This is a genomic window from Roseovarius sp. TE539 (assembly GCF_003298505.1).
Taxonomy (GTDB): domain Bacteria; phylum Pseudomonadota; class Alphaproteobacteria; order Rhodobacterales; family Rhodobacteraceae; genus Roseovarius.
Window position 1 is genome coordinate 107,623 of the sequence record NZ_QNGB01000006.1, and the last position, 17,637, is coordinate 125,259.

Annotated in this window: 14 protein-coding genes; 7 read left to right on the top strand and 7 right to left on the bottom strand. The window is 65.8% G+C overall.

Translation table 11 applies throughout. From position 1 onward, the window contains the following. Positions 1-190: 190 nt before the first annotated feature. Positions 191-943: an SDR family NAD(P)-dependent oxidoreductase gene (locus DQW77_RS06135; RefSeq protein WP_113257312.1), complete on the bottom strand. Its 753-nt coding sequence runs from the start codon at positions 941-943 to the stop codon at positions 191-193. A gap of 132 nt (positions 944-1,075) precedes the next feature. Between DQW77_RS06135 and DQW77_RS06140 the strand changes: the two genes are divergently transcribed. From DQW77_RS06140 to DQW77_RS06160, 5 genes are all read left to right on the top strand, one after another. Continuing rightward, positions 1,076-2,026 carry an MBL fold metallo-hydrolase gene (locus tag DQW77_RS06140; protein WP_113257313.1) on the top strand — a complete coding sequence of 317 codons (951 nt, stop codon included), beginning with the start codon at positions 1,076-1,078 and terminating at the stop codon, positions 2,024-2,026. A gap of 96 nt (positions 2,027-2,122) precedes the next feature. Then, the gene (locus DQW77_RS06145; RefSeq protein ID WP_113257314.1) at positions 2,123-2,575 is read left to right on the top strand and encodes an isoprenylcysteine carboxylmethyltransferase family protein; all 453 of its coding nucleotides are present in this window, start codon (positions 2,123-2,125) and stop codon (positions 2,573-2,575) included. Positions 2,576-2,708: 133 nt separating this feature from the next. Further along, a complete protein-coding gene (locus DQW77_RS06150; RefSeq protein WP_113257378.1) occupies positions 2,709-4,283 on the top strand; it encodes a Re/Si-specific NAD(P)(+) transhydrogenase subunit alpha in 1,575 nt (524 codons plus the stop codon). 13 nt (positions 4,284-4,296) lie between these two features. Further along, entirely contained in the window at positions 4,297-5,781 is a 1,485-nt protein-coding gene (locus DQW77_RS06155; RefSeq protein WP_113257315.1) for an NAD(P)(+) transhydrogenase (Re/Si-specific) subunit beta, read from the top strand. 301 nt (positions 5,782-6,082) lie between these two features. After that, on the top strand, positions 6,083-7,363 hold the full coding sequence (locus tag DQW77_RS06160) for a DUF3422 family protein (protein ID WP_113257316.1): 1,281 nt from the start codon (positions 6,083-6,085) through the stop codon (positions 7,361-7,363). Between the two features lie 7 nt (positions 7,364-7,370). Here DQW77_RS06160 and DQW77_RS06165 read toward each other — a convergent pair whose 3' ends face one another. The 3 genes from DQW77_RS06165 to DQW77_RS06175 are packed head-to-tail and all read right to left on the bottom strand — an operon-like array spanning position 7,371 to position 11,026. Further along, positions 7,371-8,276 (bottom strand): ABC transporter permease, encoded by a 906-nt coding sequence (locus DQW77_RS06165; protein ID WP_258523718.1) that lies wholly within the window; start codon positions 8,274-8,276, stop codon positions 7,371-7,373. Continuing rightward, entirely contained in the window at positions 8,269-9,276 is a 1,008-nt protein-coding gene (locus DQW77_RS06170; RefSeq protein ID WP_113257318.1) for an ABC transporter permease, read from the bottom strand. Before DQW77_RS06170 ends, DQW77_RS06165 begins: the two co-directional genes overlap by 8 nt. Before the next feature lie 25 nt (positions 9,277-9,301). Further along, positions 9,302-11,026, bottom strand: coding sequence for a peptide ABC transporter substrate-binding protein (locus DQW77_RS06175; RefSeq protein ID WP_113257319.1), 1,725 nt, complete (start codon positions 11,024-11,026; stop codon positions 9,302-9,304). 168 nt (positions 11,027-11,194) lie between these two features. Between DQW77_RS06175 and DQW77_RS06180 the strand changes: the two genes are divergently transcribed. Together DQW77_RS06180 and DQW77_RS06185 are read left to right on the top strand one after the other, a co-directional pair. Then, on the top strand, positions 11,195-12,976 hold the full coding sequence (locus DQW77_RS06180) for an ABC transporter ATP-binding protein (RefSeq protein WP_113257379.1): 1,782 nt from the start codon (positions 11,195-11,197) through the stop codon (positions 12,974-12,976). Positions 12,977-13,021: 45 nt separating this feature from the next. After that, positions 13,022-14,182 (top strand): M20 aminoacylase family protein, encoded by a 1,161-nt coding sequence (locus tag DQW77_RS06185; protein ID WP_113257320.1) that lies wholly within the window; start codon positions 13,022-13,024, stop codon positions 14,180-14,182. A gap of 86 nt (positions 14,183-14,268) precedes the next feature. On the opposite strand, the gene DQW77_RS06190 is transcribed toward DQW77_RS06185, so the two are convergent. From DQW77_RS06190 to moaA, 3 genes are read right to left on the bottom strand one after another with little or no spacing between them, the layout of a single operon-like run. Then, positions 14,269-15,303: a glycosyltransferase family 4 protein gene (locus DQW77_RS06190; RefSeq protein ID WP_113257321.1), complete on the bottom strand. Its 1,035-nt coding sequence runs from the start codon at positions 15,301-15,303 to the stop codon at positions 14,269-14,271. Positions 15,304-15,315: 12 nt separating this feature from the next. Further along, positions 15,316-16,620: a 3-deoxy-D-manno-octulosonic acid transferase gene (locus DQW77_RS06195; RefSeq protein WP_113257322.1), complete on the bottom strand. Its 1,305-nt coding sequence runs from the start codon at positions 16,618-16,620 to the stop codon at positions 15,316-15,318. Beyond that, positions 16,620-17,627, bottom strand: coding sequence for a GTP 3',8-cyclase MoaA (moaA, locus tag DQW77_RS06200; protein ID WP_113257323.1), 1,008 nt, complete (start codon positions 17,625-17,627; stop codon positions 16,620-16,622). The genes DQW77_RS06195 and moaA overlap by 1 nt, the downstream gene beginning before the upstream one ends. Positions 17,628-17,637 lie beyond the last annotated feature (10 nt).

Genomic DNA, 17,637 nt, shown 5'->3' on the forward strand with positions numbered 1-17,637 from the left:
GCGCCTTTCTTCCCGCCCGGGCCGGCAGGACCAGGGTCAAGCGACATCGTCACAGCCGCCGTCAGGTGGGCCCGGGGCGGACCGTGACACAATCGGTCGGGTCTGGTCCCGGTCATGCCGCGCCCCCGGTCGGGTTGATGGCCCGTGTCGCGCGACGCGAGACGGGTGGTAACGTCCGGTGAGCGGTCCATCAGATTTGTCCGCCGGCGATCTCGATTGTCTGTCCGTTGACGCTTTCGGATCCCGGCGCGCAGAGCCAACGCACCGCGGCGGCCACCTCCTCGGGGGTGATCAGGCGCCCGTGACGATTGGCCGAAAGCATCATGTCGCGCGCCTCCGCCTCGCTCACGCCTGCCCGCTCGGCGATGGAGGCGCTGTTGCGGTTGACGATATCGGTATCCACGTAACCGGGACAGATGGCGTTGAATGTCACGGGCTTGCCGACGTAGTCTTCGGAGAGGGCTCTTATGAGGCCGATCATGCCGTGCTTGGACGCGGTGTAGGCCGCCGTTCCCTTGAGGCCCTTCAGCCCGGCAATGGAGGAGATGGCGATCACCCGGCCCCATTCCGTCCCGCGCATGCCGTTCAGGCATTCCCGGATCGTGAAGAACGCGCCGTCGAGGTTGGTTGCCATCATGTGACGCCAGAATGCGCTGTCGGTATTGTGCAGGGCGCGCCCCTCGGCGATGCCGGCATTGGGGATGCAGATCTGCACCGGGCCGCGCGCCGTGACTGCCCGTGCGATACCGCTCTGCACCCGGGTTTCGTCGGTCACGTCCATCTCCAGCGGGTGCAGGCCGGGACCGGCCGCCTCTTCCAGGACCGAAAGGCGCCGCCCGGTGATCGTGACCTGCGCGCCCGCGTCCGCGAGTGTCCGCGCGATCGCCAGCCCGATGCCTGTTCCACCGCCGGTTACCAGAGCGTGTTTTCCGTCGATCGTCATGTCCTGCCTCCCGCTGTTTGCGCACAGCCTAGCGATGCGCCGCGCGGTGACAAGCGCGGATCACGCGCTGGAGTGCTAGACATTCATGATGGTGAATGTGTAGGGTGTCGTGAAACCAATGGGAGGTGCACCATGAAACATTTCACCGCGGCTCTCGGCATTCTCTGGCTGGCAGTGCCCGGTCTTGCCAGCGAGGATATTGCCGATCAGTACCCGCAATCGGATCTCTACCAGAAGCCGGTCGAGTTCATTCCGCATGTCTTCTCCGCGATCGGCGCCACCGCGCCGCCCACTTACGAGAATTCCGGCCACAACAACAACCTGAGTTTCATCGTCACCGGCGACGGGGTCGTGGTGATCAATGGCGGCGCCTCGTACCGACTGGCGCAAGCCCTGCATGACGAGATCCGTGCGGTCACCGACCAACCGGTGAAGTTGGTGATCAACGAGAACGGGCAGGGCCACGCGATGCTGGGCAATTCCTACTGGGCCGGGCAGGGGGTTGATATCCTCGCCCATGCGGATGCGATTCACGAGGTCGAGGAGGAGGGCGATTTCATCCTCCAGCGCATGCAGGGATACAACCGCGACAAGGCCGAGGGGACCACCGTGGTGGCCGCGAATCTGAGCTTTCGGGACCGGAAGGTGATCCAGATGGGTGATGTCACTCTCGAGGTGCTGCATCTCGGGCCCGCGCACGGCCCGGGCGATACCCAGGTCTGGATCCCGCAATGGGAGATCGTGATCGCCGGCGACATCGCCTTTCACGAGCGTATGCTGCCGATATTTCCCGGCACCGATACCGATGCCTGGATCGAAACCTTCGAAGGTCCGTTTGCCGATCTGGGGGCGACCTATGTGATCCCCGGCCACGGTCATCCTACCAACATGGCGCAGGTGACGCGGTATACCCGCGATTATCTGGTCGATATACGCGAAAAGATCGGTGCGCATCTGGACGCGGGTGGAGATCTGGCGGATGCATATTATGTAGACCAGTCGGAATGGGCACATCTGGACACGTTCGAGGAACTGGCAACCAAGAACGCCGGGCGCGTCTTCGAGGAGATGGAATGGGAATGACACCGCTGCCACGGGGCGCCGTTTTCCGGGCGGAAAACGGGATGGAAAATGGTCATTTTCCACCCCGGAATTCGCCCGAATTCCGGTTGCTCTGAAATGCTGCGCTGGCTGGATATCCCGCCGGTTTGGCTGCTCGGCTGTCTGGTGCTGGCCTGGCTGCAATCGTCACATTTCGGATCCGGGCTGACCTTCGGGCCGGTCTGGGCCGATTTTGCCGGCGGCATCCTGCTGGGCGGCGGCGTGGTGCTCATCCTTATGGCGGCGGCGGAATTCCGGCGCCATCGCACCACCATTGTGCCGCACCGCGAGGCCGGCCGGCTGATACAGACGGGAATTTTCAAGCGGACGCGCAACCCGATCTACCTTGGCGATACCCTGATCCTCACGGGGCTGATCCTGCGATGGGACGCGGTTTTGTCTCTGCCGCTGGTCCCGCTTTTCCTGTGGATCATCGAGAGGCGTTTCGTGATTCCCGAGGAGGACCGCCTGCGCCGCACGTTCCGCATGCAATTTGCGCAATACTGCCGAAAAACCCGGCGATGGCTTTGACCGGACCGGACAAACTGGGTGTCGCATGTCTTGCCGGAGTGTGAAATAACGGCATCCGGGAACAGGAAACCGCCATCCGTGTGTCACGCGGGGCCGCGGCAAGAAAGTGACCTGCCAGAAGGGGGACATCACGTTGAAGATCGGAACGCCGAAAGAAATACGCGCGGGCGAGGCGCGGGTCGCCATGACGCCCGACTCCGCCACCCAGTTGCAGAAGCTGGGCTATGAATGCGCCATCGAGACCGGGGCCGGCAAGCTGGCCGGGTTCTCCGACGCGGATTACGAGGCCGCGGGCGTCGAGATCATCAAGACCGGCGCGCAGTTGTGGAAGGCCGCGGACATCGTCGCCAAGGTCCGCCAGCCCACCGATACGGAGGTGAAGCGACTGCGCGAGGGGCAGACGCTCATCAGTTTCTTCACCCCGGCCGAGAATGAAGAACAGATGCAGATGGCGGCCGAGAAGGGGGCGACCGTCATCGCGATGGAAATGGTGCCGCGCATCAGCCGGGCGCAGAAGATGGATGCCCTGAGCTCGATGGCCAATATCGCGGGGTACCGCGCCGTCATCGAGGCCGGCAACAATTTCGGGCGTTTCTTCACCGGGCAGGTCACGGCGGCGGGCAAGGTGCCTCCCGCCAGGGTGCTTGTTGTCGGGGCCGGTGTGGCGGGCCTGGCCGCGATCGGCACCTCGACATCTCTGGGCGCGATCACATTCGCCTTCGACGTCCGCCCGGAAGTCGCCGAACAGATCGAGAGCATGGGCGCCGAATTCGTCTATCTCGATTTCGAGGAGGAGAGCCAGGACGGCGCCGCCACCGGTGGCTATGCCGCGCCGTCCTCGCCGGAATTCCAGCAAAAGCAGCTTGAGAAGTTCCGGGAGATGGCGCCGGAGATGGACATCGTCATCACCACCGCCCTGATCCCGGGGCGGCCGGCACCGAAGCTCTGGACCGAGGACATGGTCAAGGCCATGAAGGCCGGCAGCGTGGTGATCGACCTTGCGGCCGAGCGGGGTGGCAATTGCGAGATGACCAGACCCGACGAGAAGATCGTGACCGACAACGGTGTGACCATCGTCGGTTATACCGATTTTCCCAGCCGCATGGCGACCCAGAGCTCGATGCTCTATGCCACCAATATCCGCCACATGATGACCGACCTGACGCCGGAAAAGGACGGCAAGCCGGTCCATGACATGGAGGATGACGTGATTCGCGGCGCCACCGTGGCGCATGGTGGCGACGTGACCTATCCACCGCCCCCGCCAAAGGTGCAGGCCATCGCGGCCGCCCCTAAGAAGGAGCCGGAGAAGGAGCTGACGCCCGAGGAACGCCGCGCACGGGAGTTGGCGGAGTTCAGAAAGCAGACCCGCAACCAGGTTACGCTCCTTGCGATCGGGGCGGTTCTGGTGCTTGCGGTCGGTCTGGTGGCGCCGGCCAGTTTCATGAAGCATTTCATCGTTTTCGTGCTGTCGGTCTTTGTCGGTTTCCAGGTCATCTGGAATGTGTCGCACAGCCTTCACACGCCTCTCATGGCGGTGACCAACGCGATTTCGTCGATCATTATCCTCGGCGCGCTGATTCAGATCGGCTCCAGCTCCGTCCTGATCACGATCCTGGCCGCGCTTGCGGTGTTCATGGCCTCGATAAACATCTTCGGCGGCTTTCTCGTGACCCGGCGCATGCTTGCCATGTTCCAGAAATCATAAGGCGGAGGGGATCATGGAATTCGGTTTCACCATAGCGGCCTACGCGGTCGCGGCTGTTCTGTTCATCTTCAGCCTCGGCGGGCTGAGTGGCCAGGAAAGTGCGAAACGTGCCGTTTGGTACGGTATCGTCGGCATGGCCATCGCGGTGCTGGCCACGATGATCGGGCCGGGGCAGGGGCTGTGGTTCCTGTCGGTGGTCCTGATCGCGGCGGGCGCTGTCGTTGGGTACCAGCTTGCCACCCGGGTGCAGATGACGCAGATGCCCGAACTGGTGGCGATCATGCATTCGCTTGTCGGTCTCGCGGCGGTGTTTGTGGGGTTCAACGCGGATATCGAACTGGGCCGCGTCGCGGCGGCCTTCACCGGGGCCGGCCTGGCTTTCCCGCGGCCTTACGAGATCACGCCCGAAGGCGCGGAATTCGCAAAGGAATTTTCGGGGTTCGCGGCGATCGTGGCCAAGAAGACGGCCGTGGAGGTGAACATTCTGAAGGTCGAGCTTGTGCTCGGGATATGGATCGGCGCCGTGACGTTCACGGGCTCGGTGATCGCATATGGCAAACTCGCGGGACGGGTGGACAGCGCGGCCAGACAGCTTCCGGGAGGGCATATGCTCAATGCCGCGGCGGCGGGCCTGTCGCTTGTCTTCGCGGCGATGTATCTTGGCGGTGCGGGAATATGGACCCTGGTTCTGCTGACGCTTCTGGCGCTTTTCATCGGCTATCACCTGATCATGGGAATAGGCGGCGCGGACATGCCCGTCGTGGTATCCATGCTCAACAGCTATTCGGGCTGGGCCGCGGCGGCGATCGGCTTCAGCCTCGGCAATGACCTCCTGATCGTGGTGGGGGCGCTCGTCGGTTCTTCCGGTGCGATCCTGAGCTACATCATGTGCAAGGCGATGAACCGGTCCTTCGTGAGCGTCATTCTCGGCGGGTTCGGCGGTGCCTCGGGCGAACAGATGGCAGTCGAGGGCGAACAGGTGGCGATTGACGCAGAAGGTGTGGCATCGGCGCTCAACGAGGCCGATAGCGTCATCATCGTGCCCGGGTACGGGATGGCTGTCGCGCAGGCACAGCAGGCGGTTAGCGAACTCACGACCAAGCTGCGCGGGAAGGGCAAGAGCGTCCGGTTTGCCATCCATCCCGTCGCGGGGCGCCTGCCGGGGCACATGAACGTTCTGCTGGCCGAGGCGAAGGTGCCTTATGACATCGTGCTCGAAATGGACGAGATCAACGAGGATTTCCCCGAAACGGATGTTGTGATCGTCATCGGCTCCAACGACATCGTGAATCCTGCGGCGCAGGAGGATCCGGGCAGCCCCATCGCCGGCATGCCGGTGCTGGAGGTCTGGAAGGCCAAGAACGTCTTCGTGTCAAAGCGCGGGCAGGGTACGGGCTATTCCGGGATCGAGAATCCGCTGTTTTTCAAGGACAATACGCGGATGTTCTACGGTGACGCGAAGGACAGCGTGAGCAAGCTGCTGACACTCGTGGACTGATGGGCCCGGGCCGGCCCTGTTCCCGCGGCGTGGCTGCGCCACCCATCTGCGGTTCGCGTTCGGGCCACGCAGGCCCCGGGGGCGCTGCCTCCGGCCCCCGGAGTATTTCCGGAAAGATGAAGGAGACCGGCCGCTTCATCTTTCTCCCAAATACTCCCGCCGGAGGCGCCCGGGGTGGTGTCCGGTTTTTGGGCAGTATACGATTGTGCGCCGTTAAATCATTGGTTTGACGAGCAAAAAAGGTTTAACCCCTGCGTGGGACGGGCTAGTTTGCCTGCAAACAGTTCCGGAGACCGGTTTCATGCCCCCGATCGAGGATCATCCTCTGCGCTTCCGGCTCACCAACGAGCTGCATGCCCGGCCCTTCCCGTCGGTCAATGCGCCCTGTACGGCCTGCTTTCTGGCCATAAAGCATCCCGAGAACGGGGCCGGCCGCGATCGCGGCGCCGACCGTGCCCATCTGACCGCCCTTCTGGAGCACTACGGTGCACCGCATCCAGAACCGGGCGCGACGCATTATTCGGGCTCCATCGGGCGCCATACCCTGAAATGGGAAAGCCATACCGAGTTCGTCACCTTCATGACCTTCACCAAGGGTCTCAGCAGCCGGCCATTCGATCCGGCGGATTTCGAGGTGTTTCCAGAGGATTGGCTGGTACAGGCGCCGGGTGCGCGGATCACGTCCGCCCTGATCCGCATCGCGCCGTGGTGCAGCGACGAGGCGATCCGCGAAGAGATCGCGGACTGGTTCGTGCCCGAAAGTGTTGCGGTTGCGCGGGTTCTCGATGACGCCGCGGTCATCGCAGCGGATTTCCGGATCGATCCGGCGGGCCATCAGCGGTTTGCCATTACCGTGGCGCCCAGCACGGGCCAGCGCCGGATCGGGCGGATCGTGCAGAGGCTTTGCGAGATCGAGACTTACAAGACGATGTCGATGCTGGGGTTTTTTCGCGCCAAGGAAATGGCGCCGCGGATGGGGGAGATCGACCAGGAACTCAGCCAGCTGACCGGCGACATGACGACAGGGGCCAAACCGCCCGAGGAAACGCTGGAAAGGCTGCTTTCGGTTTCATCCGAGCTGGAGGGCATGCTGGCGAGGGCTTCGTTCCGGTTCGGGGCCACCGGTGCCTATGAAAGCATCGTGCGCCGCCGTATCGAAGTTCTGCGCGAGGATCGGTTCGAGGGCCGGCAGACCTTTGCGGAATTCATGCTGCGACGCTACGAACCGGCGATGCGCACGGTCCGGTCGTCGCAGTCGCGGCTCGGGGCGATGGCCGACCGTGCCATGCGCGCCGGCGAGCTGCTGCGTACCCGGGTCGACGTGGAGCGCAGCGCACAGAACCAGAAATTGCTGGAAAGCATGGATCGCCGCGCCGACCTGCAACTCAGGCTGCAAAAGACGGTGGAAGGGCTGAGCGTGGTCGCGATCAGCTATTACGCCGTGTCGCTCGGCGGGTATCTGCTGTATCCGCTCGCGCCGGGTCTGGGGGTCAGCGAGGGCATGATCACCGCGGCGATAACCCTGCCTGTGCTCGGTCTGGTCTGGTGGCTTATCCGCAGTATCCGGTCTAGGATGGACTGACCCGCGGTCAGATCCGCGAAGGCCCCGTCATCCTGTGGCGGGTATCCAGCGCGTCGCGCAGCCCGTCTCCCGTGTAGTTGATTGCCAGCACCGTCAGCGAGATGGCGGCGCCGGGCCATATCACCCGTCCCGGATGGGTTTGCAGATATACGGTCGCATCGCTGAGCAGACGGCCCCATGTCGGGAAATCGGGCGGAAAGCCGAGGCCCAGAAAGCTGAGCGCGGATTCGGTGACGATGGCGTTGGCGATGCCAAGCGTGGCCGACACCAGCACCGGCGACATTACGTTGGGCAGGATATGGCGGGTTACCATGGCGACATGTGCCGTACCCGCGGCGTGCGCGGCGAGAATGAAGTCGCGCTCGCGGATTTCCAGTACCGCAGCGCGGACCAAACGCGCCGTTGGCATCCAGCTGGTGATGCCGATGGCGAAGACGATCAGAAGGAAGATCCCGGTTTGCGGCCCGAAGGCCGCGGCCAGCGACTCACGAAAGAGCATCACCATGACCAGCAACAAGGGCAGCAACGGCAGGGACAGGAAGAGATCGGTCAGCCGCATGAGCCCCCCGTCGAGCCACCGGACCCAGCCCGCCAGCAGCCCGACAAGCCCGCCCAGCCCCAGCGACAACGCCATCGCCGCGAGCCCCACCGCCACTGATATGCGCCCGCCCGCCAGAAGCCGGGCCAGCATGTCGCGCCCCAGTTGATCGGTGCCCAGCGGGTGGGCCGGAGCGGGTCCGCGGTTGCGGGCCAGGATGTCGATTGCGGCCGGGTCCACCCGCCACAGAAACGGCCCCAGCCAAACCGCCGCCACGATCGCCAGGAACACCGCCGCGCCGGCCACCGCGCCCCGATGGCGGGTGAAACGGCGCAAGAGCGCGCGGTTGCGGCCGGGTGCGGCAGGTTCAGTCATGGCGGATCCGCGGATCGAGCAGACCATAGAGAAGATCGGCGACGATGTTGAACGCCACGATCAGCACCGCAAGCATGAAGGTCACCGTCTGCACCATCGGCAAGTCGCCGGCCATGATCGAGGTGATCAGAAGTTGCCCCAGCCCGTTCACCTTGAAGATCTGTTCGGTGATGATCGCGCCGCCGAAAACCTGCGGCAGACCGAGCGCGATGATCGTGATGACGGGGATCATCGAGTTGCGCAGCACATGCACCAAGACGACCGTCCATTCGTTCAGGCCCTTGGCGCGCGCGGTCCGGACATAATCCTGCCGCAGGCTGTCGAGCATCGCCGCGCGCATGAACCTGCTGATCTGAGCGGTTGTCTGAACCGCCAGCACCATCACCGGCAGGATCATCTGCCGCACCTGTATTGTGAAGCTGTGCCAGTCGGTCACCCGGTGCGTGGTGTCGTAGATCGAGGGCAGCCAGCCGAGATGGACCGAGAAGATCACGATGGCCAGCACCCCCGAAAAGAAGGGCGGCACCGAATAGCCGACCAGGGTCAGCAGGGTTCCGACCTGGTCGAAGACCGAGTATTGCCGATAGGCGGCAAGAATGCCGATCGGCAGCGCAACGAGGATGCCGAGGACATAGGCCATGCCCACCACCCAGAGAGTCTGCGGCATCCGCTCGACGACGATGTCCATGACCGGCGAACGTGTCTGCCAGCTGATCACGCGCTGCCGGTCCTGTGCCAGGTCGGTGCCGAGAACGGCGTCGAGCCACACCATCGGTTCCACCGCGAAGAACTGCCAGAGCCATTTGCCAAAACGGATATGCGTCGGCTCCCCGAGGCCGAGCGCCTCGCGCATGCGCTCCTTGATCTCGGGCGGGACCGAAAGGGGAACCTGCGCCATCGGGTCGCCCGGCGCCAGGTCAAGCAGAAGGAAAATGATCAGCGCCGTGACCAGCAGCGCCGGCACTGACATCGCAACCCGGCGCAGCGCATAGCTCAGCATGCCGTGCCCCGCTTCGTCGGGCCGTTCATTCGCCGGTCCGGTGCCAGTCGGCGATGTTCCACAATTCGCTGTCCCATGTGTTCAGCCGCACCCCGCCCAGATCGGCGGCCACCGCCGAGACGCGGCCGCGGTCGACCAGTGGCAGCACGGCGTGGTCTTGCACGATCATGTCGTTCAGGCGCCGCGCCAGGGCCGCGCGCTCCTCGATCCGGGCGGTTCCGGCCATTTCGGCCACCAGGGCGTCATACTCGGGATCGCACCAGCGTCCGATATTGCTGCCCTGCCACTGGTTGCCGGGTTGCGGGGCCTCGTCGCAGGTCCAGTTGGCGAGATAGGCCTGCGGATCGGTGCCATCGAAGGTGCCGGCAAACATCTGTACGTCGGCAAAGAATTTCTGGAAAGTGTCGGGGCTGCCGGGGTCGCTGCCGAAAAAGACGCTGGCGTCGATGTTGCGCAGGTCCGTTTCAACACCGATTGTGCGCCACCATTGCTTGATGACGGCCTGGAAATCCTGCCGGACCGCGTTGGTGGAGGTCTGGAAGGTGAGCCGCAGCTCGCGGCCGTTCCTCTCGCGGGTGCCGTCGCCGTCGCTGTCGGTCCAGCCGGCCTTTTCGAGAAGTGCGGCAGCGCCGGCGAGATCCTGTTCCCGGCAGGCGCGGTTGCTGTCCGAGGCATAGATTTCCGGCGCCGGCACCAGATTGCAGGTCACCCGGCCGGCGCGCCCGTAGCCGATCTCGGTCAGAATCGCCCGGTCGATGGCCATCGACAGCGCCCGGCGGACTCTGCGGTCGGACAGGACGGGATGCGGATGTGCCCGCGTGGAGCGCGCATCGCCAAGCGCCGGGTCGGGATCGGTGAAGTTGATGACGATGCGTTCCACCATCGTGCCGAAAGCCGAAACCAGCCGCCCGCGCCCCGAGGCCGCCATCGCCCCGAGGACATCGGGCGCCAGCTGCAGGTTCCACGCATAATCGAATTCGCCGGTTTCCAGAACTGCGCGCGCGGCTGCCGCGGCGCCGCCTCCGCCCTTGAGGACCGCTTCGCCGAAGGCGGGTTTGGCAGGCTCACGGTAGTGCGGGTTGGCAAGATAGCGCACCACGTCGTTGGGTCTGAACTCCGCCACCGTGAAGGGGCCGGTGCCCACGGGTGCGAAATTGGCCTCGGTGCATCCGGGGGCGCGCGGCCCGAGGCAGCCGGTGAATTGCGCTTTCTGGAGGATCGGGGCGGCGGCGCCCACGAAGGGGCCGTAGGGATAGGGCCGCGGCGCATCGAAGATCACCGTGACGGTGCGCGGGTCCACCACCGAAACATCGGCCACGCCGGCGAATTTCTCGGCCTGGGCGCAGCCGCCACCCTCGGCGGTGCAGTAGCGCCAAGTGAAGCGGATATCCTCGGCGGTGACGGGGCTTCCGTCGGACCATTTCAACCCGTCACGCAGGCGCCAGGTGATGCGGGTCCGGTCGGCGTTGATGCCGCCGTTCTCCTGAGTGGGGACGGTTTCGGCCAGCCACGGGACGATCCGGCCCGTTTCATCGAAGCGCGCCAGGGGTTCAAGGACAAGGCTGGCGGCCTCGATATCCTTGGTGCCACCCGACAGGTAGGGGTTGAGGATCGACGGCGCCTGCCAATAGAGGATCCTCAGGATACCGTCCTCACCACGCCCGGCCTGCGCGGTCAGGGGCACACCCCCGGCCAGCGCCAGGAAAAGAAGCACGGCACACAGCGATTGCGGGCAGGCACGGGCGGGCATTCGGATCTCCTGTCCTGTTTCGTCCGGGCGCCACGGGGCGCCGCATCATCACAAACCGCCCATGCCGATATTGCAAGGCCAGGTGGCCGCGATTTCAGGTATTTGACACTCCTCCGGCGCTGCGGATACCGTCACAATGGCATCCGTGCACAATCGGAGTCCGCCCCCGTGACAGATCAGCCCATTGCCCGGATCGAGGGCCTCAAGGTGAGTTTCGGTGACACGGTGGCGATCGCGGATCTCGGGTTCGAGGTCGCGGCGGGCGAGTGCCTGTGCATCGTCGGGGAATCGGGGGCCGGAAAATCCGCCGCGGCACTGGCCCTGATGGGCCTCATCGCCCGGGACGGCGGGCGTATCGAGGCGGGGCGCATCATGCTGACGGTGCGTGGGGGCGGTCCCCTGGATCTGCTGGCCGCGGGCGAAGCGAGGATGCGCGGCATCCGGGGCCGCGACATCGCCATGATCTTTCAGGAACCGATGACGGCGCTCAATCCCGTGCTGACCCTGGGGCGGCAGGTGACGGAAGGGTTGCGGCGCCACGAGGGCCTCGGGGCCGCCGCCGCGCGGGCGCGGGCGCTCGATCTTTTCCGGCAGGTGCGCCTGCCTGATCCGTCGGCCTGCCTGGGATACTATCCGCACGAGCTTTCGGGTGGAATGCGGCAGCGGGCGATGATCGCCATGGCGCTGGCCTGCCGTCCGCGGCTTCTGGTGGCCGATGAACCGACCACGGCGCTGGACGTGACCACGCAGGCCGAGATACTCGCGCTTCTGGATCGGCTGCGGCGCGAGACGGGGACGGCGATTGTGTTCATAACCCATGACATGGCGGTCGTGGCGCGGATCGCCGACCGGGTTGTGGTGATGGCGCATGGCCGCAAGGTTGAAGAGGGTCCGGCGCGCCGCGTTTTCGCATCGCCACGCGCCGCCGAGACCCGCGCCCTTCTGGAGGCCGCGCCGCGCCTTGGGTCCGGGCGATCCGCGTTGCCGCGGGACATCGGGCACGATGCGGCCGACCCGGGACGGGCGGCGCCGGTGCTTGAGGTTGCCGGGCTGAGCGTGCGTTACCCGGCCCGCGGCCGGGTGTTGCGGCAGCGGGCTCCGGCCCCTTGCGTGGTCCGGGACGTGTCCTTTGCCATCGCGCGGGGGCGGACCCTGGCACTGGTGGGCGAATCGGGGTGCGGCAAATCCAGCACCGGGCGGGCCATCCTGCGTCTCGGCCCGGTTTCAGGGGGGCGGGTGGCGCTTTGCGGGCAGGACATGCTGTCGCTTTCGGGCGCGGCCCTGCGCCGGGCACGGATGCGTGCGCAAATGGTTTTCCAGGATCCCCATGGCAGCCTCGACCCGCGCATGACCCTTGCCGCGCAGATCGAGGAGCCGTTGCGCAACATCTGTGTGGGCCGCGCCGAGCGTGCGGAAAGGGCCGCGGCGCTGCTCGATCGGGTCGCGCTGCCACGGGGCCTGATGCGGCGCTATCCCCACCAACTGTCGGGCGGCCAGCGTCAGCGTGTGGCCATCGCCCGCGCCCTCGCCCCGGACCCGGCCCTGATCGTGGCCGACGAAGCGGTGAGCGCACTGGACGCGACCGTGCAGGCGCGCGTCCTGGAGCTTCTGGAGGAATTGCAGGCGGAACGGGGACTGTCCTATCTGTTCATAAGTCATGACATGGGGGTGGTCGAGCGCATCAGCCACGAGATCGCGGTCATGCACCGGGGCCGGATCGTGGAACGGGGGCCGCGCGACGCGGTGCTTGGCAGCCCGCGCCATGCCTATACGCAGGCCCTGCTGCGGGCGGTGCCGGTGCCGGATCCTGATGCACCCGCCCCGCAATGGCCCGATCGGCCTTTCGGGGCGCCCCCTCGCGGGCGTACCGGCGGCGGGCGGCCCGGCTCCGGTGTTTACCACGAGGCCGCCCCGGGACACTTTGTGCTTGTCGACGAAAGCGGTTATTGAAGCCGGGCAGGGGCCGCGATGCGGCCCATCCCAAGGAGTCACGACATGCCCGTGAAGAACCGATTCGCCGAAACGCATGCGGAAATCACCGAATGGCGCCGCGATATCCACAGCCATCCGGAGATCCTGTTCGAAACCCATCGCACCGCCGCGCTGGTGGCCGACAAGCTGCGCAGCTTCGGTTGTGACGAGGTGGTCGAGGGGATCGGCCGCACCGGCGTGGTGGGCGTGATTCAGGGACGCAAGACAGGATCGGGCAAGGTGATCGGCCTGCGCGCGGACATGGACGCGCTGCCAATTCATGAGGCGACCGGCCTCGATTATGCCAGCGGCACCGACGGTGCGATGCATGCCTGCGGCCATGACGGACATACCGCGATGCTTCTGGGAGCGGCGCAATACCTTACCGGAACACGCAATTTCGATGGCACCGTCGTGGTCATCTTCCAGCCCGCCGAAGAGGGCGGTGGCGGCGGGCGCGAGATGTGCGAGGACGGGCTGATGGACAGGTTCGGTATCCAGGAGGTCTATGGCATGCACAACTGGCCCGGCGTGCCCGTGGGGCAGTTCGCGATCCGGCCAGGGCCGTTCTTTGCCGCCACGGATTTGTTCGGGATCGAACTGGAAGGGCGCGGCGGACATGCCGCCAAGCCGCACAGCACGGTGGATCCGGTGGTGATGGCCAGTCAGTTGATCACGGCGTTGCAGACCATCGCCAGCCGCAACGCAGATCCGACCGAGCAGATCGTGGTTTCGGTCACATCGGTGGAGACGTCGTCGCATGCCTTCAACGTGATTCCGCAGAAAGTGACCCTGATGGGCACTGTCCGCACGCTGAGCAACGCGATGCGCGACCTGGCCGAGGCGCGGATGCAGGCGCTGTGCGACACGATACCGGCAGGATTCGGTGGCGCCGCGACCCTGACCTACGAGCGCAATTACCCGGTCATGGTCAATCACGAGGCGCAGACCGCGTTCGCCGCGGAGGCCGCCAGGGCCGTCTCCGGCCAGTGCGACGCGGCCCCGCTGGTGATGGGGGGCGAGGATTTCGCCTACATGCTGGAGGACCGTCCCGGCGCCTACATCCTGGTGGGCAATGGCGACACGGCGATGGTCCATCATCCCGAATACGATTTCAACGACGAAACGATCCCGGCAGGTTGCAGCTGGTGGGTGGAGATCGCGGAGCGGCGCATGCCGATTTGAACCGGAAACGGCAAGGGGGCGCTGCCCCCGCCGCCGCTGTCGCGGCGCCTCCCCCGGGATATTTCCGGCCAGAAGAAACGGGCCGTTCAGCCGTCCGACCAGAGCCGGTCGTAGACCGCCGCGATGCCGTCCGCTTCCAGTGCCACGCTGAAATTGGCCTCGGCGCGTTCCCTTGCGGCCCGGGACATGGCGGTGTGACGACGGGTGTCGCAGAGCAGGTCGTGCAGCGCGGCCGCCGCGCCGTTCCCTTCGGTGATGACACCGCAGGCCCCCTGACCGGCAAAGCTCCGGTAATAGCCCTGGTCGGTGGCGACGAACGGTACGCCGGAGGCCATTCCTTCGAGCGGCGCCATGCCGTAACCTTCGTAGCGGGGCAATTGCACCACCGCCGACAGGGCCCGCATGAGCGCGGGCAGGGCGTCCGGCGCCATTTCTCCGGGGAAGAGGATCCGCCCCGACAGGCCCGCGGCGGCGACCCGCGACTTGAGCGTTGAAAGGAAGGCGGCATCGCCCCTGGCCGCGCGCCCGATCACGAGGGCGGTGAGCCCGGGGTGGTACGGCAACAGGGCGATCATCGCGTCGATGAATCTGTCGGTGCCCTTTTCGGGACGGACGCGGCCCACGGTGGCGAGTCCGGCGGTGCCCGGAAAGCCGGTGTCCGCCCAGGCGGCAGTGCGGTCCCGGGCGGGGAAGAAACGGGCGGTGTCCACCCCGTGCGGAACGACGGCGCGCACATGCGGCACGTGTCCCGCCGCCCGTTCGGTGGTTGCGATCACCGCGTCCATGCGCGAAATGAGCCAGCGCGGAAGGGCCGAATGCCGGCGCAGCGCCGCGGAGGTGAAGACGATGCGGACCGGCAGGCGCAACACATCCCGCGCCCAGAGGGCGGCGCGCATCTCGGGGTTGCGGCGCACATGCCAGATCACGAAGGGGCGCCCCGGTGCCGGGGTCCTGGACAGGCGCATGGCGGCGGCCGGGCTGACCGGGTCCGGACACCCCGGCAACGGCTGGCCGGCCAGCACCATGTCGAACTGTGCCGCCTGGGTGCGCGCCACCGCTGCGGCCGTGGCCGAGACGCCGGTGAAATTGCGGTTGAAGTTGGTCACGATCAGTTCTGTCATGCGGTCCCTGCGTCAGGTGCCCTTTGCACCGTGGCCCAGGTCGAGCCTGTGCGACAGCGTTTCAGTCAGGGCTTCGAGCATGTCGTCCTGCGCGGCGGCGAAGGCGCGCGCCTCTGCGCGGCGTTGTTCGAGTTGTTCGGTATTGCCCAGAAGCGCGCCCAGTTCGCGGGTCAGGTCGGCGGCGCCGGGCACCTCCACGGCGCCGCCGGCCGTTGCGAAATCGGCATAGGCGCGGGTGAAATTCGCATAGAGCGGCCCGTGCAGGACCGCCGACCCGGCATAGGCGGGTTCGAAAGGATTGTGCCCGCCCACCGGCGTGAAGGACCCTCCGAGGCAGGTGATGGGCGCCAGCCTGTACCACAGCCCGGTCTCGCCCATCGTGTCCGCGAGGTAGACCTGGACATCCGGTCGGAGCGCCGCCGCATGGCTTCGACGCGCCACCGCGAGTCCGGCGCGCGCGATCAGGGCCTCGATGGCGTCGCCGCGGTCCGGGTGGCGCGGCACCAGCACGAGCAGAAGATCCGGGAAATCTTTCAGCAGACTGGCCTGTGCGGCCAGCATCACCTCTTCTTCGCCGGGATGGGTGGACCCGGCGACCCAGCAGGGCCGGCCATCGAGCGCGGCGCGCAGGCTGTCCAGTTCGGCGGCGTCGAAGGGTGGCGGGCCGCAGACGGATTTCAGGTTCTGCCCGGTGACGGCGTGTCCCAGACCGAGATCGTGCAGGTGCCTCGTGGTGCGGGCGTCCTGGGTATGAATGAGCCGGAACAGCCCCATGAGGTGACGTGCCGCTTGCGGAAAGCGTTTCCAGTTGCGCGCCGAGGTGTCGGAGATGCGCGCATTCAGCAGGGCCATCGGGATACCGGCGGCATGGCTTGTTCTCAGCATGTTCGGCCAAAGTTCGCTTTCCACGAATATCGCCGCCGAGGGTGCCCAATGGGCGAGGAAACGGCCCATCGGGCGCCGCCCGTCAAGCGGTGCGAACTGATGGATGCAACGGGGCGGCAGGCGCCCTTCCAGAACCTGCGCCGAGGTGGCGGTGCCGCTGGTCAGAAGGAAGGAGAGGCCCGGATGCGTTTCTCCCATCCGCGCGATCAGGCGCAGGACAGACAGGCTCTCGCCGACACTGGCGGCATGGAACCACAGCAGCGGACCGTCGGGGCGGGCTTGCGTGGCATGACCCAGCCTTTCACGCAGGCGGCCCGGGTCGGTTCCCTGTGCACGCAGCTTGGCCGCGACACGGCGGTAGGCCAGCGGCACGGCCATGTCGGCGGCGGTTCCGTAGAGACGGATCAGCGCCGGCGGACCGGAGGCCGGCATCAGCCCCCCGTGTGGCTCATGTGGCGCGACATCCGCCCGTCGACGCTTTGACGTGAATAATCGAAATCATGGCCCTTGGGCTTGCGGGCGATGGCGGCACGGACCGCGGCCTCAAGCGGGGCGTCGTCACCGGGGTGGTTGCGCAGGGGCGCGCGCAGATCGGCCATGTCCTCCTGCCCCAGACACATGTAGAGTTCACCAGTGCAGGTCAGGCGCACACGGTTGCAACTCTCGCAGAAATTATGCGTGAGCGGCGTGATGAAGCCGATCTTCTGCCCGGTCTCGTCAAGTTGCACATACCGGGCCGGCCCGCCGGAGCGTTCGGCAAGATCGGTCAGGCTGTAACGCTCGCCGAGCGTGGCCCGGAGTTCCCTGAGGGGCCAGTACTGGCCAAGCCGGTCCTCATTGCCGATATCACCCATCGGCATGACCTCGATGAAGGTCAGATCCATGTCACGGGCCGCGCACCATTCGACAAGCGCGAAAAGTTCATCCTCGTTGAACCCCTTGAGTGCAACGGTGTTGATCTTGACCCTCAGACCCGCCTTCTGAGCCGCGTCGATGCCCTTGAGAACCTGGGGCAGACGGCCCCAGCGTGTTATGTCGGCGAACTTCTTCTCATCGAGCGTGTCGAGCGAGATATTTACCCGGCGCACCCCGGCGGCGAAGAGGTCGTCAGCGAAACGCACCAGCTGACTGCCATTGGTGGTCAGGGTCAATTCGCGCAACGCCCCGCTCTCGAGATGGCGGCCCATGGCGTGAAAGAAGGTCATGATGTCCCGCCGCACCAGGGGCTCGCCGCCGGTGATCCGCAGTTTTTCCACCCCCATGCGGATGAATGCGGTACACATGCGGTCCAGTTCCTCGAGTGTCAGAAGCTCCTTCTTCGGCAGGAAGGTCATGTTCTCGGACATGCAGTAGACACAGCGGAAGTCGCAGCGGTCCGTCACCGAGACACGCAGGTAGGAAATGGCGCGATGGAAAGGATCAACGAGAGGTGCGGTCATGGGGAGAACC

Bases quoted from the DNA above. Each gene is read 5' to 3' on its own strand.
- DQW77_RS06135 (WP_113257312.1), bottom strand. From the start codon at position 943: ATGACGATCGACGGAAAACACGCTCTGGTAACCGGCGGTGGAACAGGC.
- DQW77_RS06140 (WP_113257313.1), top strand. From the start codon at position 1,076: ATGAAACATTTCACCGCGGCTCTCGGCATTCTCTGGCTGGCAGTGCCC.
- DQW77_RS06145 (WP_113257314.1), top strand. From the start codon at position 2,123: ATGCTGCGCTGGCTGGATATCCCGCCGGTTTGGCTGCTCGGCTGTCTG.
- DQW77_RS06155 (WP_113257315.1), top strand. From the start codon at position 4,297: ATGGAATTCGGTTTCACCATAGCGGCCTACGCGGTCGCGGCTGTTCTG.
- DQW77_RS06160 (WP_113257316.1), top strand. From the start codon at position 6,083: ATGCCCCCGATCGAGGATCATCCTCTGCGCTTCCGGCTCACCAACGAG.
- DQW77_RS06165 (WP_258523718.1), bottom strand. From the start codon at position 8,276: ATGACTGAACCTGCCGCACCCGGCCGCAACCGCGCGCTCTTGCGCCGT.
- DQW77_RS06170 (WP_113257318.1), bottom strand. From the start codon at position 9,276: ATGCTGAGCTATGCGCTGCGCCGGGTTGCGATGTCAGTGCCGGCGCTG.
- DQW77_RS06175 (WP_113257319.1), bottom strand. From the start codon at position 11,026: ATGCCCGCCCGTGCCTGCCCGCAATCGCTGTGTGCCGTGCTTCTTTTC.
- DQW77_RS06185 (WP_113257320.1), top strand. From the start codon at position 13,022: ATGCCCGTGAAGAACCGATTCGCCGAAACGCATGCGGAAATCACCGAA.
- DQW77_RS06190 (WP_113257321.1), bottom strand. From the start codon at position 15,303: ATGACAGAACTGATCGTGACCAACTTCAACCGCAATTTCACCGGCGTC.
- DQW77_RS06195 (WP_113257322.1), bottom strand. From the start codon at position 16,620: ATGCCGGCCTCCGGTCCGCCGGCGCTGATCCGTCTCTACGGAACCGCC.
- moaA (WP_113257323.1), bottom strand. From the start codon at position 17,627: ATGACCGCACCTCTCGTTGATCCTTTCCATCGCGCCATTTCCTACCTG.